The sequence below is a fragment of the Arcticibacter svalbardensis MN12-7 genome (assembly GCF_000403135.1).
In the GTDB taxonomy this organism is placed as follows: domain Bacteria; phylum Bacteroidota; class Bacteroidia; order Sphingobacteriales; family Sphingobacteriaceae; genus Arcticibacter; species Arcticibacter svalbardensis.
Map to the genome: position 1 here is coordinate 79,455 of NZ_AQPN01000063.1, position 23,855 is coordinate 103,309.

The following is a 23,855-nucleotide window of genomic DNA, read 5'->3' on the forward strand; positions in this document are numbered from 1 at the left end:
AAGTTTATGAATGAGTAATGAATTATTTTGCAATGCCCGCTTCTGCCAGTAAAACCAGCAATGCCTGATGAATACCTAAATATCCCTTTTCGTTTAAATACCATTCGTCCAAAGAATGAGCGTTACCTCCTGCACCTCCACGTCCGATAGTTACTGCCGGCACTCCCTTTGAAATTGGAATATTTGAATTAGTAGATCCTACTCCTAATTTCGGTTCTGCTCCCAGGTATTGAATAGTAGCCATGGTGCGCTGAACCAAAGGAAGATTTGGATCATTTCCACCCGAAGGACGGTCGCCTATAAGTTTCATATCTACTGTTAGATCTTTACCTAACGTTTTCATTTGGTTTTCTTCCAGTAAAGCTTTCTGAACAGCATCCTGAAGTAATTTATCAATACCGGCTAACCGCTCCGGACTCTCTGAACGCATATCCACCTCCATCCACGATTCAAATGGAATTGAATTAACCGAAGTTCCACCACCTATCACACCCACATTATAGGTAACCCGAACACCTTTCTCCTTTGTAAATTTATCCGCTTCAACAGCCCAGTAATGAATTGCCCGACCTAATGCATTGTGCGGATTTGCCAGTCCAAACGCACCTGAAGAATGACCTCCCGGACCTTTAAACATAATGCGATAACGGTGAGAACCTAAACCACGATGCGTAATTCCCCCAACTGCACCACCATCAATAGCGATATAAGAATCTATTATACCGGGTCCACTGGCACTAAAAAGGTTTTTCACTCCCCTAAGATCACCTTGCCCTTCTTCACCTACTGTGCCAACTATTAACACATCCGCATCTGTACGAATTCCAGTTTTATCAATAGCCTTCATTACAGTAAGCAAAACAGCCAGCGCACGGGTATCATCCCCTACTCCTGGAGCATAAAGTGTATCTCCTTTATGTACCACTTTAACATCTGTTCCTTCAGGAAAAACAGTGTCCATATGTCCTTCGAGTATAACTCTTTTCTTTCCTGTTCGCCCTTTACGAAGAGCAATCACGTTTCCTGCAGTGTCCGTCCACACCGAATCAGCTCCTGCCTCCTTAATCATTTCCGCGAATTTCTTAGCCCTTACCGCCTCCTTATAAGGAGGGGCAGGGATTTCTGTAAGCAAAATATGATTACTCATCGTCTCAGGTTCCAGATCCACAATAAGCTGAAATGCTTTTTTTACCTGTGGGTTGCCTGTTAATTTTTTTATTTCTGCTGTATACTTTTTTGCTACAGGAACACTTTCAGGCTTATCCTGCGCCTGGAGCTTTTCTGCATTGCTCATCATCATGATCAGCGTAAAAAAAAGTGATGCATATACAACTCGTGTACTTTTTCTCATAAGGGTTTTAATTTAAATTCAACTCTACTTATTGATTCTTAAACCGTACTCCAACTCTGCAATCTCCTGGTTCTCCACGCGATTCATCACACACATTATTAAAGAATGTAATGATCCTTCTTCCATCCGAAAGGTTCAAAATGAACTTAAAGAGAAAATAGTCATTCACCTCCACAGTACTCAAATTTGCGCCTGTTAATGTGGCCAGTTCATTTGCCGTGAAAGAATATGTTTTGGGAAAAGTAGTTGCTGTATCGTATAATTTCTCTGTAGATTTAACAACACTCGGAATAGGAAACTGATAAATATTCGGATATTGATTTCCCGGATAGTTAATCACAATAGGATACCCCGGTACACTCGCTTCTGCTTTATTATAGCTTGCATACACTTCAATAGACGAAACGGTAACCAGTCCAAATCCTTCCCAATTGAGGCTGAAGCCAAATTGCTGACTACCAACATCTGCACTTTTTAAATTAAAGAATGAAACCTTCGCAGCCTGCCTGGTAGCTAATGCAGATTTTGCGGTATCTAAAGTCACTATGGGAACTGCCGTATATTTATAATTCTCCCAATCGTAATCCACTGTCTTACAAGCGCTAATTCCTATTAAACCGATTAGCATGGCAAATATGATTCTTTTCATCAGATGTTTTTTAAATGATTATTGTGATTATCCTTTTGCTTTATTTATCCCAAAATACCGGTGTGATCTGCTGTGCAGTTTGTATCGCACTCGCATTATCCATTATTGTACTATTCGTCGTTAATTCGGTGTCAGAATAATACATTCTTAATGGAAATACATTTAAAGGAGATGCCAGACCTCTTAATACCGGAAGCGCAGTTCTTCTATAGTCAGTATACGATTCCATTCCATTACCATAAGAGGCAATGTACTTTTGAGTCATAACCAGATTAAGCTTTTCGGCAGCATTTGCAGCATCATATTGTGCAGCAAGCTTAGCCGTAAATCCTGAAATTGTTGTGGCAGGCATCGCTATCCCACTTATCGTTCCGATGCTGTTTAAACTTGCGGTAACTCCATCAATAAAATGTTGTCTGGCTGCTGCAGGACTTTCCGTATTGAGCGTCAACGCCGCTTCCGCACGAATAAACTTAACCATGAAATTAGTGATCAATGGCAACACACCAGCACCTGATCCATCATTTACACCAACTACTTTCACAGCACCAGGACTTGCCGGATTAGTTAAAAACACATTTGTAGCAGGTAAGTTATTGATAGTGGCATTATCGTAAAGACCCCCGGCCGGATAAATACCAAATGTTGCTCTTCTTGATAAATCTGCTGGTACTGCTGTAGGATCACCAGGTTCTCGTCCGTAATAACCATTACTATTCGTTGAGTTGTTTAAGCCAGCAGTTGCATTCTGTCTGAAAATATAATAACGGAGCCTTGGGTCATCATTACTGAATAAGGTACTGATCAGCGACTGGCTCATATAGAACGTTTTGCTCGCCTGGTATTCAATGCGGTGCCAAGGGTGTCGGTTATTCGGACTTATTGATGATCCGAATTTAAATATAAAATCAGTTGTATTCGCATTTGTTGTACCACCTATTAAAGTCGCAGGCGTACTTACTAATGCAGTAATTGCAGCAGCTGACCTTGCAGGATCTACCAATCTGATCTGATTATATAACTTCAACTTAAGCGAATTAGCCATGCTGATCCATGAAGTTTTTGTGCCTCCGTAAAAAACATCTACTCCTCCTGATGTTAGTAAAGTTGTACCAGAAACTTTATTTGCATCTGCAATAGCCTCATCAATAAGTACAAAAACTTTCTCATAGATTTCAGCGCCTTCTTCAAATGCAGGACTATCATACACCTGACCCTGATTAGACTCTGAAAAAGGAATCTTTCCCCACATATCTACCATTATACTATACAAATAGGCCTTTTCTAATTTTGCAATCGCTACATAACCCCATTGCTCTTGTTGAGTTCCTGTACTAATAATTGTTTCAATATCATTTAGTGATTGACTATAAAACCCATTCCAGGAATCATTAAAACTAGTCCCGGATTGTTGAAAACGGCCTAAGTTAGATGAAAATATGGCATGTTGGATGAAAGTTGAAGCCCCACTGTTAACCAGATACATATTACTTGCCATTGATATTTCAGAAGAAGGAAGCAACAAGCTTAATTGAGCAACAGTTGGATTATTGGGATCATCATTAATATCCACAAACTTTTTACAAGAGCTGTTTAGGAGTAAAATACCAGCTACCAGAAATGTATATTTTTTATATCTGAATTTCATAATTATACCTTTAAATTAATTAGTTCGAATCTTAGAAGCTGAATCTTAAGTTAACTCCAAATCTTTTGGTCGTCGGTACGGCAAGGTTATCATACCCTTGCGAGTTACCAACACCTAATGAACTTACTTCAGGGTCAAAATTCATATACTTAGGGAAGTTTGGTGCCTTATACCATAAGTTTCGTCCGCTTAGAGATATAAATGCCGAGCCAAAAGGTGTCTTTTTCAGAAAAGATTTAGGTATTTGATATCCAAAAGATATTTCCCTTAAGCGGAACACCGTTGCATCCAGAACAGATCCTTCATTTACTCCTCCAGGTCCCATACCATTACTAAAGAAATGATCTTCATATGAAATGGCCGTACTATTTGGAATTTTGTTGCCGTTTGCATCTAACAATGGAAGCAGTGTATTGATGTCGCCATATACACCAGGCGATACGATCGTAAATTCTCTGTTTTCAGTATCGCGGGTAACACCACGTGAAAACATATTACCTACGGTGCTGGAATAAAGATCGCCACCTTGTTTCCAGTCAAAAAGAACACTTAGACTGAAGCTTTTATAAGTAAATGAATTGTTAATCGCCAAAATGAAATCAGGATTAGGATCTCCTATAGGCATTAAACTTCCAGATACTAACGGTTTACCTGTGTTAGGGTCAATCAACACATTTCCTTCATCATCTCTGGCATAAGCGGTTCCTTGTATGAGGCCAAAAGGCTGACCCACCATATGCACACTACTCGTACCATCAGTTCCTCCATAACTAAACCGGGAATATCCTCCCAGATCATTTATTATATTTCTGTTTCGTGTAAAGTTTGAAGAAATATCCCAGTTAAAGCCTTGTTGTGAAGATTGAATAGGAGATAAAGTAAGTCCTACTTCGATACCTTGATTGGTTGCTTTCCCGAGATTAAGAATCTTTTGAGTATAACCCGATGAAGGTGCAGCGGTTACAGTAAAAATTTGCGAAGTACTCTTTTTATTGTAATAAGTAAAATCCAATCCAATTCTACCGTTTAAGAATCGAAGCTCTGTACCCAATTCAAGTTCTGTTATAAACTCAGGTTTTAAACCTGCATTCGATAAAAGATCTATTTGTGTTAAAACATTCGTTGTTACTGAATTTGTACTCCCAATTGGTGTATAAGAGAAAGGATTTCCTAAGGCCCCTACACCTGTATTAGTACCCAGAGCCGTATTACTTAAATATACAGTGTTCACCTGGTAAGGAGATGCTTCATTACCAACACGTGTATAACCCGCTCTGATCTTACCAAAAGAAAGAATTTTCTTAGGGATTTTTAATGCCTCCGAAAATATTAATGATCCATTTACACCCCCATAAAAATAACTACTGTTATCTGATGGCAAAGTGGAGGATACATCGTTCCTTCCTACTAAGTTTAAAGAAGCAAATGTTTTGTAATCTAAGGTAATATCTGTGAAGAAAGCATAAAAACGTTGCTGAATTTCATTCCGATTATTTGATAATTTTACCGGAACAATAGTCGAGGTATTAGTCATTGTATTTAGATCAGGAACAATAATTCCGTCTCCATAAAATGCATCCCTCTTTGTAAGACGCTGATTTATATTATTTCCAAGAATCCACCGTAAAGAAATATCACTATTAATTGCTTTAGTAACTGTCGCAAGAAATGTATTATCTAACTCCTGACGATAAATATTATCACTTGTGATACTTCCGTTGGCATAAGAAGAACTGCCTTTTCCACGAACACTTAACCGGCGATCCGTGTAAGCATTGAAACCAGCAGAATTCTGAAGATTTAACCAGGAATAAGGATCAACACCTATGATCAGGTTTCCGTAATAACGATCTACATCACTGGTTGTGGGACTGTGTTTGACAGACCAATATGGATTATCTACTCCTGTATAATCGTATACATTACTCCCATCAACAGGATTTTCATACGGATAGTTTGTCAGATCATAACTGGTAGGGGTATACATCAGCGCCGACATGATAGACCCTGTTGCTCCACCTATCGGAGGAGTCTTTTGACTGGTAATGACATAATTGATACTACCACTTGCATAAAACTTATTATCCAGTTTTACATTTCCTCCAACATTTATTGATGTCCGGTTTATAGTATTTTCAGGAACCACCCCTGTATTATCAGTCCGGGATACACCTGCAGTGAAATTACCTTTTTCACTCCCTGACGAGATAGAAAGGGCATTTTCAAATACACTTCCTGTTTGGAAGAAGTTCTTTGCATTTTCCTTCGCATATGACTGATAAGGCACTTGAATAGGCGTTATTCCATCTGCCTGATATATTTCGGGAAATACAGCAGAACTAAATTGTCGGGTTAATTGATGAGGTATTGTAGTACGTGTTGGCAAGATACTATTTACACCAGCAAAAGGTTGTCCCCATGATCCATATACACCCTGACGATAGTCATTATTAGTCCCTTGTCCATATTTCGTTTGATAGTCTGGGAGACCTGATACATTTTCAACAGCATAAGAAGTATTGTATGTTATTTCTGTACCCTTTTTGCTTTGTTTCTTCCCCGATTTGGTTGTAACGATAACCGCACCGTTTGCTGCTCTGGAACCATATAGGGCGGCAGCTGCTGCACCCTTTAACACTGTCATGCTCTGAATATTATTCGGGTCAAGGTCAAACGCCCTGTTAGTTGTTCCCGCTCCCCCAACTGTAGACCCTACGTTGGCAAAACTTGAATTATCAAACGGGATTCCATCTACAACAAACAAAGGCTGATTGTTATTTCCCAGAGAAGAGTTTCCGCGGATGGTGATATTAGTACCACCACCTGCAACACCTCCGGAGCTTTGTATATTAACCCCGGCCACTTTACCTGTTAATGCTCTTAGTGGATCAGGCTCCGATTTTTGAGTGAGACTCTCAGAGTTTACTGTAGTTACAGAATAACCCAATGTACTCTTATCCCTTTTAATACCTGCTGCTGTTACCACTACTTCATTTAGTGCAGCAGAGGATTCTTCTAATTTAACGTTCAAAATATTGCTAGCTAATACAGCAACCTCAATTGGATTAAATCCGATATAGGTAAACACCAATACTTGCGATGGCCCACTTACTAATATCTGGTATTTACCATTTAAATCAGTACTTGTACCTTTAGTGGTGCCTTTGATTTTTATACTAACGCCAGGCAATCCTGTAGCATCTGAGAGTGCCGTTACTGTTCCTGAAATTGATCGCTCTTGCGCTTGTGCCTTACTGAAAAGAACAAAAAGAATAATAAATGCAGATAAAAATTTTTTCATATGCGTGCTAATTCATGATTAATAATGAAAATTAAAGGGAGTGAATCGATTAACCTATTGTTACATTTATCATTCTTGATATATTTTGAATAAATATTTCAAGAAACAACTCGTTTTTACACGCATTTCGGTCTTTTGCGTGCCATTTACAATTAAAAAGGGTAGATGTGACATAAAAATTTTGTTTATTTCAAGTAAACATAGAAATTTATTGTAATAAATCATAATAAATACTGTTTTATTGAAGGTATTTGAATTTTTATGCAAGTTTTTGATATAATTTATAATCTATTAATACTATTTATATAATTAACCATATATATACTACATATATTTCCGTTATCATACAGAAATTGACATTATTATCACTTCAACTAATGATTAGTTTATAAAAAATTAACTAATAATCCTTTTTTAATAAAGATTTGATGAATTTCGTATGCACATTTACCCTTTAAGCTAATAGATAACGATTTAACAATCAAAAAAGCTTAAAAAATATTTAAGAAAAGACAATACGTAAATTTGAGGTAATTCAGATAAGCACTACCTATATTCTTGAACTAACTACTATATCCGACAATGTGATACGGTTATTGTTCTTTTTTGGCTTATATCTCCATCATAATTAAAGCGCACATTCCGCGCACCTCCTCCGCACCTTGTCCGCACCTTGTTCGCTCGCAATGCGAGCCAGCTCAGAATGAGGTCAGAATTATATCCCTTTTAAGTATAATCATCATAGCCTTATTATACTGTTTAATTTACCATTCCCAAGTTATTTCAGAATGGATAAAAATCCGGCTTTTTTATACAGATGTCCTTTATTTCCTAAACATGAATATTAAACCGTCCTATTTAATATTCATGTCTATAACCCCCTGAAAATAATATTATTTCATCTTAAGCTAAACTCCTCAAATGCAACAATAAATGCATAAAAAAAGCTATCATGGCTTAAATTTTGCCTACTAATAAGTAGATAAAATTTAAGCCATGATAGCTAAATCATTTAATGAAAATTCTTACAAAACTAAGCTGAGCGACGCAGAAAAAAGAAGATCTGATCTGATCATTTACATCTTTCTGGCAACCCTGGTTTTAGTCATTTCAGTAATCACCGCTATTTAATTAAACTTCGCTATATTCCTGTATGGCTATCATTTTCAATTGAACTTCGATCTCCTGAAGTTCTTGTATAAATTTATTCAAATATTGTTCAGTCTGGTTGGTAATACTTCCTGCTAGTTTTTTATAATATTCGATACCAATCAACAATTGCTCTTTAAATTTCTCTAGTTGTTTGATCTTTTTAGCATCTAATGTTTTTAGATGATTGGATATGTCATTCTTAAGATAATCAACATATAAATTAAGCTCATTTACAAAGAAAGATGACCGGGTTACACCTTGTAGCAAATTTATTTTACCATAGATGTGTTTAACCATTTCATCCAAAGAAAACGCTCTGGAGAAATAAGCTAGGTTTGGACCAGGACATATTGCAACTGCTGGCTCTTCTTTCGGATTAAGAATTCCGTCTTTGATATAAGTTGCAGCAGAAAGACCCTCGCATAAACATAACTTTTCAGTGATCTTTGTATACTGCGTCTGATAATCATCAGGTGCAAGACCAAGCGTATCCAATTGCTTTAGCTTTAGATTTTGATATTCCCTTGAAGCAAGACATATAGGTAGCGCAGTAAATTCGGTATTCGATACCAGGTATTTCTTTTTACAAGGACTTCCCGGACGACCTTTTTCAATTCGGGCAACCCGTTGTTTTTCAGCACTACTCAAACGATAGTTATTGAAAGGAACTCCTAATGGAGATGACCCACTGATATAAAAATCTGCCGCAGTAGATTTTGTTAAATTTTCAAGCGTTTCAGCATCAACATTAGTGGCTTCAGCTACTAATAGAAATGGACTTCCCCATCCTGTGCCATCTACCTGGTAATAATCTAATATAAAATTATTTTCTTCAACAGTACCGATTCCACCTTGTACAGTGATCCGCATTGCAGGTGGATTACTGATGGTAATTCCTTTTGTAAGTAAAGCATTCTGATAGATAGCAAAAATATCGACTATCATATCCTGACGCTTAGTTTTAAATTCTTCCAGAATAGGGCCAATTAAATACCCTTCGGTAGCAAAAGCATGACCTCCGCAATTAAGTCCTGATTCTACTCTGAATTCAGATACCCAAATTCCTTTTTTGGCAAGGAATTTAGCTTGTATGAAAGCTGAACGAAAATCACTCACTTTTAAGATCACTTTCTTTTTAAGCTTTTCAGTCTGATCTGGGAAAAAGTCTGGAAAACTCTCCAAATAGCCATACAAACGAGGATTCATTCCCGCCGACAGTACGATTGATGAATCAAGATCACTCATTGCAAAGCCTCTTAAACCAGCAAGAGCGTCAGAATTATCTTCCCCTGTATTTTCGCCGTTTGCTCTAAAATTAGTTTTATCAATTTTAGCCATGATGTTTACATCAATAGCTCCCTTATTCATTTCCTGGCGTAATGCAGCACCGATACGGTCCTTTTCAACCTGATCTGCTTCTACAAGCATTTGATTGTATTTTATTTTAAGGAATGAAGTTTCAGGTAACAGTTGGAAATAACGTGTAAGATCAGACTCAGCAGTAAACAATTGTGATTTCAATTGTTCAAACTGTTCGTTAAGCTTGCGGTTAACCATGTTTAAATAATCACAAATACGTTTTGCTCTATGATCTTCATCTTTTATATCAATAGCAACGTACTCTTCCTCATGTTTCTTAGCATAGAACTTTCTCATTCGTTCTATCAACATATCGTCAACGATGGAAATCACAGATGAAATCCCGTAACGTCCTACTTTTAATGGTGTATCTACTGTAAACCCCAGCCCCAATACAGGTATATGAAATGTATGACTCATCAATTTGGTATAAAATGTTTTACAAAAGACAAGATATTTCATTTATTAAAACATGACTTAGGTCACATAAAGCCATAATCTTGATTATACCTGAACGATTATTGGTCATTTAATACTTTTTTTTGCAAACATTTTATATTTTTTAAGCTTAAAAAGCAATGAATACGACTGTATATCCTGGATCACCTTTCCCTCTTGGTGCAACATGGGATGGAAATGGAATTAATTTTGCACTACATGCAGAAAATGCAGAAGGAGTCGATCTGTGCTTATTTAATTCGACAGACGACCTTGCCGAGGACATAAAAATCAGACTTAAAGAGCGTTCCCATCATGTATGGCATGTCTACATTCCCGATCTGAAACCAGGCCAATTATACGGCTATCGGGTTTATGGTCCTTACGACCCACAGAACGGACATCGCTTTAATCCTAACAAATTGCTCATTGATCCTTACGCCAAAGCAATTGCAGGTACAATCCAATGGCATAACTCTTTGTTTGGTTATGAAATGGGACACCCGGACGCCGATTTAAGTTTCAGCTCAGAAGACAGTGCCGCTTATATTCCTAAATCAGTAGTTATTGACCCGCACTTCAATTGGGAGGATGATAAGGCACCCAACATCCCTTACCATAAGTCCATTATTTATGAGACGCATGTAAAGGGTTTTACCAAACTTCATCCGGACATTCCTGAAAATATCCGTGGAACCTATGCCGCATTAGGGCATCCGGTAACCATTAAATATCTGATTGACTTAGGCATTACCGCCATTGAACTAATGCCTGTACATCATTTTGTAAGTGACGCTTATTTAGCTGATAAGGGATTATACAATTATTGGGGCTATAATTCGATCGGCTTCTTTGCACCCGATGTACGCTATTCGGGCAGTGGGGTACTTGGCGAACAGGTCACTGAATTTAAACAAATGGTTAAGGAATTTCACAAAGCAGGCATAGAGGTTATACTCGATGTGGTGTACAATCATACCGCAGAGGGAAATCAACTGGGCCCAACCTTATCATTTAAAGGAATTGACAATGCATCCTATTATCGCCTTATGGAGGATGATGCACGGTATTATAAAGATTATACAGGAACAGGTAACACTTTGAATGCCCGGCTCCCTGTAGTCCTCCGGTTGATGATGGATAGTCTTCGTTACTGGATTACTGAAATGCATATAGATGGGTTCCGTTTTGACCTGGCGTCGACATTAGCCCGTGAACTTCATGATGTAGATCGTTTAGGTTCATTCTTTGACATTATCCATCAGGACCCGCTTATCTCGCAGGTAAAGTTAATTGCCGAGCCCTGGGACATTGGAGAAGGTGGATATCAAGTAGGAAAATTTCCTGCCGGTTGGGGGGAGTGGAATGGGAAATACAGAGACTGCCTGCGTGACTATTGGCGTGGTGCGGAAAGTATGCTGGCAGAATTTGCGGAGCGCTTTACTGGAAGTTCCGATTTATACAAAGATGATTATCGCCGACCTACAGCTAGTATTAATTTCATTACTGCCCATGATGGTTTTACATTGAACGACCTGGTTTCTTATAATGAAAAGCATAATGAGGCGAATGGAGAAGATAATAATGATGGAGAAAGTAACAATAGCTCCTGGAACTGTGGAGTAGAGGGTCCTACAGATGATGTACTTATAAATGAGCTTCGTGAAAGGCAGAAGAGAAACCTTTTAACTTCGCTTTTTCTTTCTCAAGGTGTTCCTATGTTAGTAGCGGGCGACGAAATGAGCAGAACGCAGGGCGGAAATAATAATGCTTATTGTCAGGATAATGAAGTTTCCTGGTTAAACTGGCCGCAGGCAGATCAGAGTTTGCTGAATTTTACTAAAAAGTTAATTCATTTAAGAAAAAATCACCCTGTTTTTCGTAGGCGTCGCTGGTTCACAGGACTTCCATTTAAAGGCATTGGTCTTGAAGATATAGCCTGGTTCCTTCCTAAAGGAATTGAAATGCCGGATGAAAACTGGGGGCATGACTTTGCAAAATCATTAGGCGTATTTTTAAACGGAAATGCAATACGATCGGTGGGACCTAAAGGTGAAAAAATAATAGATGACAGTTTCTATGTCATTTTCAATGCGCATTATGAACCTTTAAACTTTGTATTGCCAGAAGAAAAGTATGGTAAAGAGTGGACGAAAGTGTTGGATACACATGAAAACTTCTTTGAAACAGAAGGTGATCGCTTTAAATCTTCCGAATCCTTACTGGTTGAAAGTCGCAGTATTGTACTTTTAAGATTGGTTAAACCTTAAAATCAGATGATGCTTGACGCAAACGACCGAATGAGACCCGGACTTCATTTCGATGAACAAGGGCTTGCCCAATTTTCAGTGTGGGCACCTAAAGCAACCTTTGTAGAAATCAGTCTGGTTGACAAAAAATTACGTTTACCTCTTACAGAAACGGCTTATGGTTACTGGACCATCCAAACGAATCAGATTAAAGAGGGCGACCTGTATCAATTAATTTTAGACAGGAAAACCGAGCGGCCTGATCCGGCCTCTTTATCACAACCTGAAGGAGTGCATGGATCATCACAAGCTCTCAATCTGAATGACTATAGCTGGACGGATACCAACTGGCAAAATACAGCTCTCGAATCCTATATTATTTATGAGCTGCATACCGGAACATTTACACCTGAAGGTACATTTGCAGCGATTGAAGACAAACTTGAGCATCTTAAACAATTAGGCATCACAGCAATAGAAATAATGCCGGTAGCTCAGTTTCCAGGCGAACGCAACTGGGGTTATGATGGCGTTGCCCCTTATGCCGTTCAGCATTCTTATGGAGGTGCTTTAGGGCTGCAGCATCTGGTTGATCGCTGTCATGAAAATGGAATTGCGGTAATTCTTGATGTGGTTTACAATCATATCGGTCCCGAAGGTAACTATTTCAATGACTTCGGCTATTATTTCACCTCAAAATACAATACCCCATGGGGGGAAGCATTAAATTTTGATGATGCCTATTGTGATGCGGTAAGAAGCTACTTTAAACAAAATGCATTGATGTGGTTCAAAGACTTCCATATTGATGCACTTAGGCTGGATGCTGTACATGCTATAAAAGATTTTAGTCCGGTACATATTTTACGGGAAATTAAAATAGCTGTTGATCAGTTAAACCAGGAAACAGGAAGAAATCATTTTCTGATTGCTGAAGTAGACCTGAATGACACCCGCTTTATAGATCCATTAGCAAAACAAGGGTATGGAATGGATGCGCAATGGATTGATGAGTTTCATCATGCTTTACGTATTACAGCAGGAGAACCAGCAACAGGCTATTTTGCCGATTTTAAAGGCATTTCAGATCTCGCAAAATCATATACCGATGCTTATGTATATGATGGACAGTATTCGCCTCACCGTAAAAAACACTTTGGGGTTAAAGCAGAGGAGAACGAGGGAAAGCAATTTGTGGTGTTTTCGCAAAACCATGATCAAACTGGTAACCGCATGTTAGGAGAGCGTACCAGTCAGTTGCATACCCCTGAAATGCAAAGATTACTTGCAGGCGCTGTTTTAACTGCTCCATACTTGCCCCTACTCTTTATGGGAGAGGAATGGAGCGAAACTAACCCCTTCCAGTACTTTGTGAGTCACACCGATCCACAGCTTGCTGAAGCAGTGCGAAAAGGCCGTAAAAAGGAGTTCGCAGATTTTCATTTGCAGGGTGAAGCTCCTGATCCAATGTCCATGGAAACATTTGAAAACTCTAAATTGCAATGGAACTTGCTGGAAGATCCTTTGCATCAAAACATGTTTAGATACTATCAGAAGCTTATTCATCTGCGGAAGCATCATCCCGCTTTGAGTTCCTTGAATAGGAAGCAGATTGAAGTAACGGTTGACGAACAAAACAACACCTTATTGGTACACCGGTGGCAGGAAGAAAGGCATGTCCTTTGCCTGATGAACTTCTCTTCTACGAATCAAGAAATTCAATTACCATTTCTTCATAAAAATTGGAACATTTTAATTTTCTCCGGAGATAGCCAATGGAATGGTCATTTAAAAATTGCCGAAAACTATACGGATCAAACGATGGTAGTATTACCAGGGCAGTCGCTATTAATTTTAGAATAAGATTAGAACTCTTCAAAAACTCATTTCATGAATCCCATTTCCACGTACCGAATTCAGTTTCATAAAGAATTTACCTTCAAGCATTTTAAAAAAATCATTCCTTACCTTAAAAAACTTGGAGTCAGTACCATTTATGCCTCCCCTATATTCGAGTCCACACCAGGCAGTACACATGGATATGACGGTTTAAATCCCGGTCGGATTAATCCTGAAATAGGAACTGAAGAAGATTTGCGGAGCATTCATGTTATGCTGGAGGAAAGTAAGATCCAATGGCTTCAGGATATTGTACCCAACCACATGGCATTCGACCACCGGAACCCCTGGTTAATGGATGTATTGGAAAAAGGTAAAGAATCTGAATATGCTGAATTTTTTGATACGGCATTCAGTAGTGATTTCTTTCAGGGGAAACTGATGGTACCTTTTTTAGGAAGTACGCTAAAAAAGGCAATAGAAAAGCAGGAGTTAAAGCTGGATTACAGGGATGAAAAGTTTGTATTAAACTATTTCGATGCATACTATCCTGTGAACGCGGCATCTTATGCATTGATATTTAATGATGACAATATTACGCCTGAAGAAGATGATTCCATTCATTCCCGTCTGGATCATATTAATGCAAGTCCTGATCTGCTGGAACACATTGCAGATGAACAGTTTTATGAACTTTGCCATTGGCAGGAGACCGATAACAGGATCAATTTTCGCCGTTTTTTTACGGTTAACGGACTGATATGCATTAATATTCAGGATCAAAACGTATTTAACGTATATCATGAATATTTAAAGAAGCTAGTGGATGACCGGGTGTTTCAGGGACTGCGAATAGATCATATCGATGGTTTGTTTAATCCGGAAGAGTACTTAAATCGGTTAAGAACTTTAGCAGGGCCTGAGCCTTATATCATTGTAGAAAAGATATTGGAAGAAGGAGAATCGATACCTAGCTCCTGGCCTATACAAGGAAACTCCGGATATGATTTTCTTGGAATCGTAAACAATGTATTTAGTCTGGAGAAGAGTAAAAAGCGCTTTACCAATTTCTACAATGACCTGGTGCCTTTGGGAGAAGATATTGAAGATCAGATTCATGAAAAAAAAGCAGCCATTCTATTTCAAAATATGACGGGTGAGCTTGAAAACCTATATCAGCTTTTTATCAGTTCAAATCTCTCTCCAAGGGCGGTATATCCAGAGATTGATTTTAAAACGGCAATTGCTTATTTCCTTATTTACACACCTGTTTATCGTTATTATGGAAATGCGCTACCATTAAAGAAAGCCGAAAAGAAAAGTCTTAAGAGTATCTTCCAAAAGATTAGAGATAAAAAGCCCCACTTAACTAGTGCTGTCGATATACTGGAAGAAACTATTTTACCGAAATCAGGTACACAAGATGAGGAATGCAGTGCACAGGCACTGTATTTTTATCAACGCTGTATGCAGTTCAGCGGGCCAATAATGGCTAAAGGAGTGGAAGATACGTTGATGTATACCTACAATCGTTTTATTGGTCATAACGAAGTAGGAGATTCGCCTGATTCCTTTGGAATTTCAGTAGCGAATTTCCACTCTAAAATGGAGGAGAGGCAACAATCGGGACCATTATCGATGAATGGAACATCGACACACGACACCAAAAGAGGGGAAGATGTGAGAGCTCGTTTAAACGTATTGACCGATATTCCTGAACTTTGGTTTAAGAAGGTAGATAAATGGATCAAAATAAATGAGCCATTGAAAACTTTAACAAGGCCCGATGCCAATGACGAATACCTGATCTACCAGACTATTATCGGCGCTTACCCAATGCCGGGACAAGATGAAGATAATTTTCCTGAAAGGCTTCAGGAATACCTGACTAAAGCGCTAAGGGAGGCAAAAGTTCAGACTAGCTGGTCGGAGCCCAATGCGCAATATGAAGAAGCAACGAAATCATTTGCTTTAAAATTACTTCAACGCGATGGTCCATTTTGGGAAAGCTTTGAAAAAATACGTACAAAAGTAGCCGATTTTGGAATACTAAATTCATTGGCTCAGACTATACTTAAGTTCACTTGTCCGGGTGTACCTGATGTTTATCAGGGTTGTGAATTATGGGATTTGAGTCTTGTTGATCCCGATAACCGAAGGCCTGTTAATTATTTTCAAAGAGAACAAATTTTAAAGGAACAATTATTTGATGAAGAGATTCTTGATCAGGAAAACCTTTTTGAGCATTTATGGAATAATCGTTACTCCGGAGAAATCAAATTGGTGTTGACCCATCAACTATTTGATTTAAGGCAGCAGTCTCCGGAGCTATATGAAAAGGGAGATTATTTACCTTTGACAGTAAAGGGAAGATATAAGGATAACATTCTTGCATTTGCACGGAAACACCATAACAATTGGGTAGTTACCGTAGTCCCTCTACATCTTGCAGAGATTTGTGAAGAACAAGATTGTGAACCATTGGAAATTGACTGGCATAAAACCCGCCTGTTGCTACCTTCATCAGTTCCTTCGGAATGGACAAATATTTTTAATGATGCAACAGGAAAAGCAGAAGAGGAACTGTTGATTGGATCCATCTTTAGTTCGTTTCCATTCGCTGTTTTGAAGCTTAAGCCATCTGAGAATAAACGATCAGCAGGTGTGTTATTACATATCAGTTCATTGCCTTCCCTTTTTGGAATAGGCGATTTTGGTCCTGAAGCTTATAAATTCGCTGATATTTTAGCTTCCGCTAAACAAAAGTATTGGCAGATTCTTCCTCTAAATCCTACAGAAGAAGCCAGTATGCATTCCCCTTATAGTTCGTGTTCAAGCATGGCGGGTAATCCATTGCTTATTAGTCCGGAGTACTTGCTTAAAGAGGGATTCCTACGTGATAGAGATTTAAAGAAGCAATACGTGATCCCTACGGATCGGATTGACTTTAAGTTTGTGCAAGAATTAAAATCGGCATTAATCAAAAAAGCATATCGCAGGTTCAAAGACGAGTATCTACCCTCAGATGATTTCATGTTATTTTGTGAAAGGGAAGCCTCATGGCTTGATAACTATGCGTTATATAGGGCTCTTAAGGATGAATTTGGCCAGTTAGCTTGGTATGAATGGTCTGATGCCTTTAAACTTAGAGACCCGAAAGCTATAGAAACCTTTAGGTTTTCTAAAATTGAGCAAATTGAAGAGATAAAATGGATCCAGTTTATCTTTAACAAACAATGGAGCGCATTGAAAAGTTACTGCAATGGTTTAGGAATTAGCCTGTTTGGCGATATGCCTTTTTATACGAGTTACGACTCTGCAGACGTATGGGCGAACCCTGAGCTATTTTGTCTGGATGAATCAGGCCGAATATTAGGCGTTGCAGGAGTTCCTCCCGATTACTTTAATAACAACGGGCAACTGTGGGGTATGCCCGTATTTCGATGGGATGTATTAAAAAAGCTAAATTATGACTGGTGGATCAACAGGATAAAAAAGAATACCGAACTTTTTGACCTGATACGTTTTGATCATTTCAGAGCATTTTCTTCCTATTGGGAAGTACCAGCACAAGAGCTTACTGCTAGAAACGGACAGTGGAAGCCAGGGCCAGGTCGTGCATTTTTCGATGCAGTGGAACAGACACTTGGCAAGGTTCCTTTTATTGCAGAGGATCTGGGCGACATTGACCAACCGGTTTACGAACTTCGGGATGCGTTTAATTTGCCCGGCATGAAAGTGCTTCAATTTGCTTTTGGAGATGATATGCCTCAATCGCTTAACAGCCCCCACTTGTTTGAAGAAAACTTTTTTGTATATACCGGCACACACGATAACAATACCATGGTTGGCTGGTACAAGGAAAATGCCGATAAGACTATCAAGCAAAATTTAAATAGCTACTTAGGGAAAAAGATCGGCAGCAAAAAATGTGCACACTGAACTGAGTCGCTTAGCGTACTCCAGTGTTGCAGTAACGGTGATACTGCCTGTACAGGATATTATTGGTTTAGGTGAGCATGCCCGAATGAATAGTCCGGCAACAATAGAAAAGAACTGGGAATGGCGTTTACTGCCTGATCAGCTGAATGCAAAACATGCAAAAACTTTAAGGAATTGGGTTTTAACTTATGGAAGGGGTTGATGGATTATAAAATAAGGGGCCTTTAGCCCCTTATTTTTAGATTTTTTTAACAGCCTGACGTGCCAGCATCAGCCATTTACCATGTGTCTTTTGCCAAACAGTAAGGATATGCAAGTTTGCAGTACCGGGTTCTTTACCCTTATCATTCGTTGAAGCGACTAGATCATGACGAACGATCGCTGTTTTACCAGATACGAGAATAGTCTGGTTTTTAAACTCAAGCGTAACAAAGTCTGACATCCCGCTAACTATTGCATCTACAAACTCTACTTTATTCTGCAGCACACCGTTGGAATGCCCATAGGTTAAATTATTATCTGCTATTGCTTCCAATTCACTTTTCGTTCCATCTACCATGGCTTTCCTAAGTGCTTCTACAGCTATTGCAACTTGTTTTTCACTTTTACTTTGGGCATGTACCACCACGCTTAAAAACATAGACAGTACAAGAAATAAGCTAATTTTTTTCATATTTTATTATAATTATAGGCTGCTGCTAAACTAAGAATTTTATTTCCTTTCTTCATCTATAAACAGTTCAGAAGCGATGTGATCGCTGAATAACATCCCGGCATCGGTTAAGACCAGCGTATTCGGATCCTTTTTTATAATCCATCCTTTGTCAAAAAACTCTTCTGCACTCTTTTCTATTTCAGTACTGTAACCTGAGCCAAAGTCACGATCAATTTTAGAAAGATCCATTCCCCACATCGTTCTTAAGGAGGTCATGATATATTCATTGACCCGATTATTCTGCGTAAGAATTTCCATTTCTGCAGGAATCTTGTCCAGCAATAAAGACTCGAGATACTTTGCATTGTTGGCTATATTCCACTTCCTGGCCTCGCCGTTAAAAGAATGTGCCGATGGGCCAATACCAAGGTAGGATACCCCTCTCCAGTAATTCGTATTGTGCCGGGAATATTGATCAGGCTTTGCAAAGTTAGAGGTTTCATAATGCTCATATCCCCATTCTTTAAGCTGCCCGATGAGGAATAAAAATTGCTCCGCACTCTGATTGTCATTCATTTCCGGCTGCTTTCCTTTTTTAATAAAATGAGCTAAGGCAGTTTTAGATTCTACCGTCATCGAATAAGCAGAGATATGGGGAACGTTTAACTCATGTGTTTTATCCAGATTTGCTTTCCACTTTTGATCTGTAAGCAAAGGGTAACCATAGATCAGATCAAGTGTGATGTTCTCAAAACCGGCATCCTGTACTCGTTTCACGGCACTATCTGCTTCCTTTGCATTATGTGCCCTGTTCATCCATTTCAAATCCTCTTCAAAGAATGATTGGATGCCAATACTGAAACGGTTAATGTCTGTGGTTTTAGCTCTTTAACCTGCTGCGGAGTTAAGTCATCCGGATTGGCCTCCATACTAATCTCTGCACCTGAAGCAACGGGATGCAAATGTATAACCCGATCTATAAACGTCTGTATTTCCTGAGCAGTTAAAATGGACGGAGTTCCTCCTCCAAAATAAATAGTCTCAATAGTTTGCCGGCCGAGGTATTCTTTCTGCAGTTCAAGCTCTTTGAGCATTGAATTAATAATCTCGGTTTTATATTTTTTAGAAGTTGAAAAGTGAAAATCACAATAATGACAAGCTTGCTTGCAAAATGGGATATGTATATAGATGCCGGCCATGGTTTTAAGAGTGTATAATCCCTGATAAAATCGGACAGATAAATACCATTAACTTGTTGATTATTAGCATAAATAATATTTTTTATCTTTTTTGATCTGTTGATTTTTATTCTGTTTTATTTTTGTTACCCTTTGTTTTATCAAAATAAACGAGTGACAAAAATAACAAAAGAAAAGCAACTGATATATCTTGGCAACGATCAGATATAAAAAGCTAAGACCCGGAAAACTTATTGCTTATTTGGATGTGTATTCATATACTGGCGAGGGTAACAGCAAACGCAACTACGAGTTCCTTATGATTTATGTTGATAAAGACTATTTAGAAGCCTCATCCCATATCAGCTAGCCTGATAAAGATTATTAAAGCACTTCGTAACAAAAGAGAGGATGAATAGATTTTTTTTAAAAATAGCTTTAAATTCCCATGCAGGTCATAAAAAAGTTTAAAACAGCTTTAGTCGATGTAAGGATGTGGAATTCAATATAAACAGTGGTGCCCACCTTATCTAACTGTAAGAATATTTTTCAAACAATCGGCAACAAAGAATCATTTTTGCCGATTGTTTGGATGCTCACTTAAATCTACCTAAAAAACAGCAATAAATTAAGAGTTAAACAACTATTGACTAAAAAATTAATTTTTTAATACACTTGAACCACTTACATTATTTTTAAAAATAAATATCTTTTCAAAATGAAAAGATATTTGTTAAATTTGGATATGATTAATATAGTAAAAAGGCCTACCATTAATCATTATCAAAAAAAGTATCCTGAGTCTGCTACCGCTTTAAGTGAGTGGTATGATCATTTCAGTAGATGTTCTTTTCAAACGCCTCAAGAATTGAAAATAGTATATGGCAATGCGAGTATAATAGGAAACAACAGAGTAGTTTTTAATATACATGGCAATAAATATCGTTTAGTTATAAAATTCAACTACAAAGCATCAATGTGCTTTGTTATATGGTTCGGAACTCATAAGGAATATGATTCGATTGATGTAGAAACGATAAGATTTGAATTATAACCTTCTAAACAATACAATATGAAATGGAAGATATTAAAAACACAAGAAGAGTATAATAAGGCGGTTAATCGATTAGAACAAATTTTTGATTCAGAGCCTGGTACAGATGACTTTGATGAATTAGAATTACTAGGACTTTTGATTAAGGATTATGAGGATAAATACTATCCTATGCCAATCCATGATCCTATCCAATTTATTAAGTTACGAATGGAACAAAGAGGATTGAGAAACAGGGATCTTATTGGAATTATTGGTTCTGAAGGTCATATATCATCAGTTCTTAAAGGTAAAAGGCAATTAACCTTATCAATGGCTAAATCATTGGCAAGTTTTCTAAGTATACCAGCTAGAGTATTTATCAATGAACAATATGGCTTTGAGCACTACAGTAGTCAGGAAGATATACCTGATATAATAGACGAGCAATTAAAAAAATCCAGGGAAAGGATATTAAGATTAAAGGATCTTTCGGACTTATTAAGAAGCGAGACTTCGATAATTAGTGTTTCGAAGTCATCTAATTTGCCTGACATCATACTTATTGGAGAAGAAAAGAAGCCATACATTTTAGCAAAAGAGGGTAATTTCAGCAAAAGTGCACCAGAATTTGAATTAGTTCCCAAACGATATAAATCCAATAATAAATAATTACTTAATTGGTCATCTACTAGAGTTAATGTTAACGAACACGATCTAAAGTAGCATATTATATTCCTTAAAATGGCTATTTATAGCTATTTTAAAATTGATGAATTGTGGGTTAATTAGTATTACAACTCAATAATATGAAAATACAGCATGATCTTCTATTTGCCGATAATGGCAAACAAGTTCCGTTTAAGGCCACCCCTAACATGGGTGGCACATATAATCCACAATATCTTATTCTGCACTATACAGCTGCAACCACTACCGAGTCTACGTTAAATTGGTTCCCCAACCCGATAGCGCAGGCATCTGCACATTTACTCATAGGTCGTGATGGCGCAATTACACAGTTTTTGCCATTTAATAGGATTGCATGGCATGCAGGCAAAAGCGAATGGGCAGGATTGGTGGGCATGAATAAGTTTTCAATCGGGATTGAGTTAGTTAACGGTGGGCGTCTGACAAGAAGCGGGGATAAATGGGTTTGCTCAGTTGATATGAGAAAAGTCCCTGACCAGGAAGTAATCATGGCTGTTCATAAAAATGAAACCCATATTGCGGCTTGGCAAGAATATACAGAAAATCAGCTTGAAGTATCTACAGAAATAGCAGCATTACTTATAAGCACTTACAATTTAAAGGATGTATTGGGACATGAAGACATATCTCCAATCAGGAAATCAGATCCAGGACCTGCATTCCCAATGGCTAGTTTCCGATCCAAAACAATGGGTAGAGAAGATGAGACCATCGACGAGTTTATTACTGCAACGGCACTTAATATTCGCTCCGGTCCTGCAACTACTTTTCCTACTTTAACTGACCCTTTACCTCCTGGAGTAAAAGTGAATGTATTGAAGACTGAAACCACATGGAGCTTTGTTGAAGTCTTAGAAAATGTTAATGGTATTATGGATCTCGAAGGGTGGGTATCATCAAAGTTCCTAAGAAGAAATTAAACCACGCTGCCAATGGTCCTTTACCCGCATTCTTTTCTAATAGCAGGTAAAGGGTGATAGTTGTGATGGTGTTATCGAACAGGAATCAGACTAATTGCTGCACCTCCCCCTTTGGCTAAATTAAGTTTTAACGTAGAAGAACTGGTTACAATTCTTTTTTCAATAGTATACGCCTCCGGGTTAGTTTTCCAATCGGCATCCTTTCCGTCCTTATAGATGATTGTCGCATATTTTTTCCCTTTATCAAGGAAGCTTAAAGAAATCAAAGACTGGCGACTATTTTCATCTGTTATAGCCCCGATAAACCAGTTCGCTTTACCTTTCTCTTTACGAGCGATAGTGATATAATCGCCAGGTTCTGCTTCTAAGATCTTGGTATCATCCCAATCCACACCTACATCTTTTATAAATTGAAAAGCATCCTGATGTGCTTCATAGTTTTCAGGTAGATCAGCTGCCATTTGTAAAGGACTGTACATGGTCACATATAAGGCTAACTGTTTAACAAGTGTGGTGTGCATTTGTCTGTCAGGCGCGTTTTCAGCATAGTGTCTAAGTTTAAAAATACCGGGAGTGTAAATCCATTGGACCTCCCATTAATCGGGTAAATGGCATAATAGTTTCATGCTCAGGTGTGTTACCATCACTAAAAGCATTCCATTCATTCCCCCTTCCGGCTTCATTAGCAATCCAATTAGGATATGTACGATTCAGACCAATAGGTCGCACTGATTCATGCATATTAACCATCACTTGATACTGAGCAGCCTTCTCTGCCACTCGTACAAAGTGTTCAATCATCCACTGCCCGTCATGATGCTCTCCACGAGGAGTAATTTGGCCTACATAGCCTGTTTTAACTGCATTATAGGAATACTTATTCATGAAACGAAATGCGGTATCTAAATGCCGGTCATAATTGGTAGCGCTTCCGCCAGTTTCATTATGCATGATCATCTCTACACCTTTCTGCTTGGCATAATTTGTTATTTCTTCCATATTGAAATCAGGATAAGGAGTTACATATTTAGATTAGCAGATTCCAAAAATCTTTAATATATTCAATACTTACATCATCTGTTGTAGCATAAAAACAAATTTCTACGTTTCACTACTATGAAGAAAACAATTCTCTTATTGATTATAATCTCCACAATAATCAGTTGTAAAACTGTTAAACCATCTGCAGAAAATAACGTTCTCGTACTTAAAGGAACAGTAGAAAAAATGGGCATGTCGACTTTTCAGTATGGAACGCATCTTTTAAAAACAGAGAGCAAAACATATGCATTAAAAACCGCTATTGTAAAACTAGACGATTATGTGGGTAAAGAAGTAAGCATAACAGGAAGCAAAGTAGAAGGATACCCTGTAGAAAACGGCCCTGATTTAATTGATGTAAAAAAAATTGTAATTAAGTAAATTTGTAA

Annotated in this window: 19 protein-coding genes; 9 read left to right on the top strand and 10 right to left on the bottom strand. The window is 38.1% G+C overall.

The annotated features are described in order from the left end of the window. Nucleotides 1–22: 22 nt before the first annotated feature. The 4 genes from ADIARSV_RS07705 to ADIARSV_RS07720 are packed head-to-tail and all read right to left on the bottom strand — an operon-like array spanning nucleotide 23 to nucleotide 6,949. The gene (locus ADIARSV_RS07705; RefSeq protein WP_016194888.1) at nucleotides 23–1,351 is read right to left on the bottom strand and encodes a M20/M25/M40 family metallo-hydrolase; all 1,329 of its coding nucleotides are present in this window, start codon (nucleotides 1,349–1,351) and stop codon (nucleotides 23–25) included. Between the two features lie 28 nt (nucleotides 1,352–1,379). Beyond that, nucleotides 1,380–2,000 (bottom strand): hypothetical protein, encoded by a 621-nt coding sequence (locus ADIARSV_RS07710; protein ID WP_016194889.1) that lies wholly within the window; start codon nucleotides 1,998–2,000, stop codon nucleotides 1,380–1,382. 40 nt (nucleotides 2,001–2,040) lie between these two features. After that, entirely contained in the window at nucleotides 2,041–3,648 is a 1,608-nt protein-coding gene (locus ADIARSV_RS07715) for a SusD/RagB family nutrient-binding outer membrane lipoprotein (protein WP_016194890.1), read from the bottom strand. Nucleotides 3,649–3,679: 31 nt separating this feature from the next. Continuing rightward, nucleotides 3,680–6,949: a SusC/RagA family TonB-linked outer membrane protein gene (locus ADIARSV_RS07720; RefSeq protein WP_016194891.1), complete on the bottom strand. Its 3,270-nt coding sequence runs from the start codon at nucleotides 6,947–6,949 to the stop codon at nucleotides 3,680–3,682. 996 nt (nucleotides 6,950–7,945) lie between these two features. Between ADIARSV_RS07720 and ADIARSV_RS22805 the strand changes: the two genes are divergently transcribed. After that, the gene (locus ADIARSV_RS22805; RefSeq protein WP_016194892.1) at nucleotides 7,946–8,080 is read left to right on the top strand and encodes a hypothetical protein; all 135 of its coding nucleotides are present in this window, start codon (nucleotides 7,946–7,948) and stop codon (nucleotides 8,078–8,080) included. On the opposite strand, the gene ADIARSV_RS07725 is transcribed toward ADIARSV_RS22805, so the two are convergent. Further along, complete coding sequence (locus ADIARSV_RS07725; protein ID WP_016194893.1) at nucleotides 8,081–9,880, bottom strand: hypothetical protein; 1,800 nt, start codon at nucleotides 9,878–9,880, stop codon at nucleotides 8,081–8,083. 158 nt (nucleotides 9,881–10,038) lie between these two features. On the opposite strand from ADIARSV_RS07725, the gene glgX reads away from it, so the two are divergent. Genes glgX through ADIARSV_RS22810 form a run of 4 tightly spaced genes read left to right on the top strand, consistent with a single transcriptional unit; the run spans nucleotide 10,039 to nucleotide 18,130 of the window. Beyond that, nucleotides 10,039–12,168 (top strand): glycogen debranching protein GlgX, encoded by a 2,130-nt coding sequence (gene glgX / locus ADIARSV_RS07730; protein WP_016194894.1) that lies wholly within the window; start codon nucleotides 10,039–10,041, stop codon nucleotides 12,166–12,168. Between the two features lie 6 nt (nucleotides 12,169–12,174). Next, nucleotides 12,175–14,010 carry a malto-oligosyltrehalose trehalohydrolase gene (gene treZ / locus ADIARSV_RS07735; RefSeq protein ID WP_200864730.1) on the top strand — a complete coding sequence of 612 codons (1,836 nt, stop codon included), beginning with the start codon at nucleotides 12,175–12,177 and terminating at the stop codon, nucleotides 14,008–14,010. Between the two features lie 27 nt (nucleotides 14,011–14,037). After that, entirely contained in the window at nucleotides 14,038–17,928 is a 3,891-nt protein-coding gene (treY, locus tag ADIARSV_RS07740; RefSeq protein WP_083936540.1) for a malto-oligosyltrehalose synthase, read from the top strand. Further along, nucleotides 17,918–18,130: a 4-alpha-glucanotransferase gene (locus ADIARSV_RS22810; protein ID WP_083936541.1), complete on the top strand. Its 213-nt coding sequence runs from the start codon at nucleotides 17,918–17,920 to the stop codon at nucleotides 18,128–18,130. The genes treY and ADIARSV_RS22810 overlap by 11 nt, the downstream gene beginning before the upstream one ends. Nucleotides 18,131–18,166: 36 nt before the next feature. Here ADIARSV_RS22810 and ADIARSV_RS07745 read toward each other — a convergent pair whose 3' ends face one another. From ADIARSV_RS07745 to ADIARSV_RS23005, 3 genes are read right to left on the bottom strand one after another with little or no spacing between them, the layout of a single operon-like run. Further along, nucleotides 18,167–18,601, bottom strand: coding sequence for a nuclear transport factor 2 family protein (locus ADIARSV_RS07745; protein WP_040299438.1), 435 nt, complete (start codon nucleotides 18,599–18,601; stop codon nucleotides 18,167–18,169). Nucleotides 18,602–18,640: 39 nt separating this feature from the next. Next, a complete protein-coding gene (locus ADIARSV_RS07750) occupies nucleotides 18,641–19,399 on the bottom strand; it encodes a coproporphyrinogen-III oxidase family protein (RefSeq protein WP_016194900.1) in 759 nt (252 codons plus the stop codon). Between the two features lie 5 nt (nucleotides 19,400–19,404). Further along, nucleotides 19,405–19,782: a radical SAM protein gene (locus ADIARSV_RS23005; RefSeq protein WP_316929495.1), complete on the bottom strand. Its 378-nt coding sequence runs from the start codon at nucleotides 19,780–19,782 to the stop codon at nucleotides 19,405–19,407. A gap of 697 nt (nucleotides 19,783–20,479) precedes the next feature. Between ADIARSV_RS23005 and ADIARSV_RS07755 the strand changes: the two genes are divergently transcribed. The 3 genes from ADIARSV_RS07755 to ADIARSV_RS07765 all read left to right on the top strand — a co-directional run bounded on the left by ADIARSV_RS07755 (nucleotide 20,480) and on the right by ADIARSV_RS07765 (nucleotide 22,425). Continuing rightward, nucleotides 20,480–20,815, top strand: coding sequence for a type II toxin-antitoxin system HigB family toxin (locus tag ADIARSV_RS07755; RefSeq protein ID WP_235048383.1), 336 nt, complete (start codon nucleotides 20,480–20,482; stop codon nucleotides 20,813–20,815). A gap of 18 nt (nucleotides 20,816–20,833) precedes the next feature. Further along, complete coding sequence (locus ADIARSV_RS20480) at nucleotides 20,834–21,466, top strand: helix-turn-helix domain-containing protein (protein WP_016194903.1); 633 nt, start codon at nucleotides 20,834–20,836, stop codon at nucleotides 21,464–21,466. Between the two features lie 137 nt (nucleotides 21,467–21,603). Further along, nucleotides 21,604–22,425: an N-acetylmuramoyl-L-alanine amidase gene (locus ADIARSV_RS07765; RefSeq protein WP_016194904.1), complete on the top strand. Its 822-nt coding sequence runs from the start codon at nucleotides 21,604–21,606 to the stop codon at nucleotides 22,423–22,425. Nucleotides 22,426–22,496: 71 nt separating this feature from the next. Here the strand turns inward: ADIARSV_RS07765 and ADIARSV_RS22435 are convergent, their stop codons facing one another. Both ADIARSV_RS22435 and ADIARSV_RS22440 read right to left on the bottom strand, forming a co-directional pair. After that, on the bottom strand, nucleotides 22,497–22,946 hold the full coding sequence (locus ADIARSV_RS22435; protein ID WP_016194905.1) for a glycoside hydrolase family 97 C-terminal domain-containing protein: 450 nt from the start codon (nucleotides 22,944–22,946) through the stop codon (nucleotides 22,497–22,499). A gap of 37 nt (nucleotides 22,947–22,983) precedes the next feature. Continuing rightward, nucleotides 22,984–23,424, bottom strand: a complete 441-nt coding sequence (locus ADIARSV_RS22440) for a glycoside hydrolase family 97 catalytic domain-containing protein (RefSeq protein ID WP_016194906.1) — start codon at nucleotides 23,422–23,424, stop codon at nucleotides 22,984–22,986. A 117-nt stretch (nucleotides 23,425–23,541) separates the two neighbouring features. On the opposite strand from ADIARSV_RS22440, the gene ADIARSV_RS07775 reads away from it, so the two are divergent. Beyond that, nucleotides 23,542–23,847, top strand: a complete 306-nt coding sequence (locus tag ADIARSV_RS07775; RefSeq protein WP_016194907.1) for a hypothetical protein — start codon at nucleotides 23,542–23,544, stop codon at nucleotides 23,845–23,847. The last annotated feature ends 8 nt before the right edge of the window (nucleotides 23,848–23,855 follow it).

Excerpts from the sequence above, each read along its gene's own strand:
- ADIARSV_RS07725 (WP_016194893.1), bottom strand. The coding sequence starts at position 9,880 with ATGAGTCATACATTTCATATACCTGTATTGGGGCTGGGGTTTACAGTA.
- ADIARSV_RS07710 (WP_016194889.1), bottom strand. The coding sequence starts at position 2,000 with ATGAAAAGAATCATATTTGCCATGCTAATCGGTTTAATAGGAATTAGC.
- treY (WP_083936540.1), top strand. The coding sequence starts at position 14,038 with ATGAATCCCATTTCCACGTACCGAATTCAGTTTCATAAAGAATTTACC.
- ADIARSV_RS20480 (WP_016194903.1), top strand. The coding sequence starts at position 20,834 with ATGAAATGGAAGATATTAAAAACACAAGAAGAGTATAATAAGGCGGTT.
- ADIARSV_RS07755 (WP_235048383.1), top strand. The coding sequence starts at position 20,480 with ATGAAAAGATATTTGTTAAATTTGGATATGATTAATATAGTAAAAAGG.
- treZ (WP_200864730.1), top strand. The coding sequence starts at position 12,175 with ATGATGCTTGACGCAAACGACCGAATGAGACCCGGACTTCATTTCGAT.
- ADIARSV_RS22435 (WP_016194905.1), bottom strand. The coding sequence starts at position 22,946 with ATGCACACCACACTTGTTAAACAGTTAGCCTTATATGTGACCATGTAC.
- ADIARSV_RS07750 (WP_016194900.1), bottom strand. The coding sequence starts at position 19,399 with ATGAACAGGGCACATAATGCAAAGGAAGCAGATAGTGCCGTGAAACGA.
- ADIARSV_RS07775 (WP_016194907.1), top strand. The coding sequence starts at position 23,542 with ATGAAGAAAACAATTCTCTTATTGATTATAATCTCCACAATAATCAGT.
- ADIARSV_RS23005 (WP_316929495.1), bottom strand. The coding sequence starts at position 19,782 with ATGGCCGGCATCTATATACATATCCCATTTTGCAAGCAAGCTTGTCAT.
- ADIARSV_RS07705 (WP_016194888.1), bottom strand. The coding sequence starts at position 1,351 with ATGAGAAAAAGTACACGAGTTGTATATGCATCACTTTTTTTTACGCTG.
- ADIARSV_RS22805 (WP_016194892.1), top strand. The coding sequence starts at position 7,946 with ATGATAGCTAAATCATTTAATGAAAATTCTTACAAAACTAAGCTGAGC.
- ADIARSV_RS07765 (WP_016194904.1), top strand. The coding sequence starts at position 21,604 with ATGAAAATACAGCATGATCTTCTATTTGCCGATAATGGCAAACAAGTT.
- ADIARSV_RS07745 (WP_040299438.1), bottom strand. The coding sequence starts at position 18,601 with ATGAAAAAAATTAGCTTATTTCTTGTACTGTCTATGTTTTTAAGCGTG.
- ADIARSV_RS22440 (WP_016194906.1), bottom strand. The coding sequence starts at position 23,424 with ATGGAAGAAATAACAAATTATGCCAAGCAGAAAGGTGTAGAGATGATC.
- ADIARSV_RS07720 (WP_016194891.1), bottom strand. The coding sequence starts at position 6,949 with ATGAAAAAATTTTTATCTGCATTTATTATTCTTTTTGTTCTTTTCAGT.
- glgX (WP_016194894.1), top strand. The coding sequence starts at position 10,039 with ATGAATACGACTGTATATCCTGGATCACCTTTCCCTCTTGGTGCAACA.
- ADIARSV_RS07715 (WP_016194890.1), bottom strand. The coding sequence starts at position 3,648 with ATGAAATTCAGATATAAAAAATATACATTTCTGGTAGCTGGTATTTTA.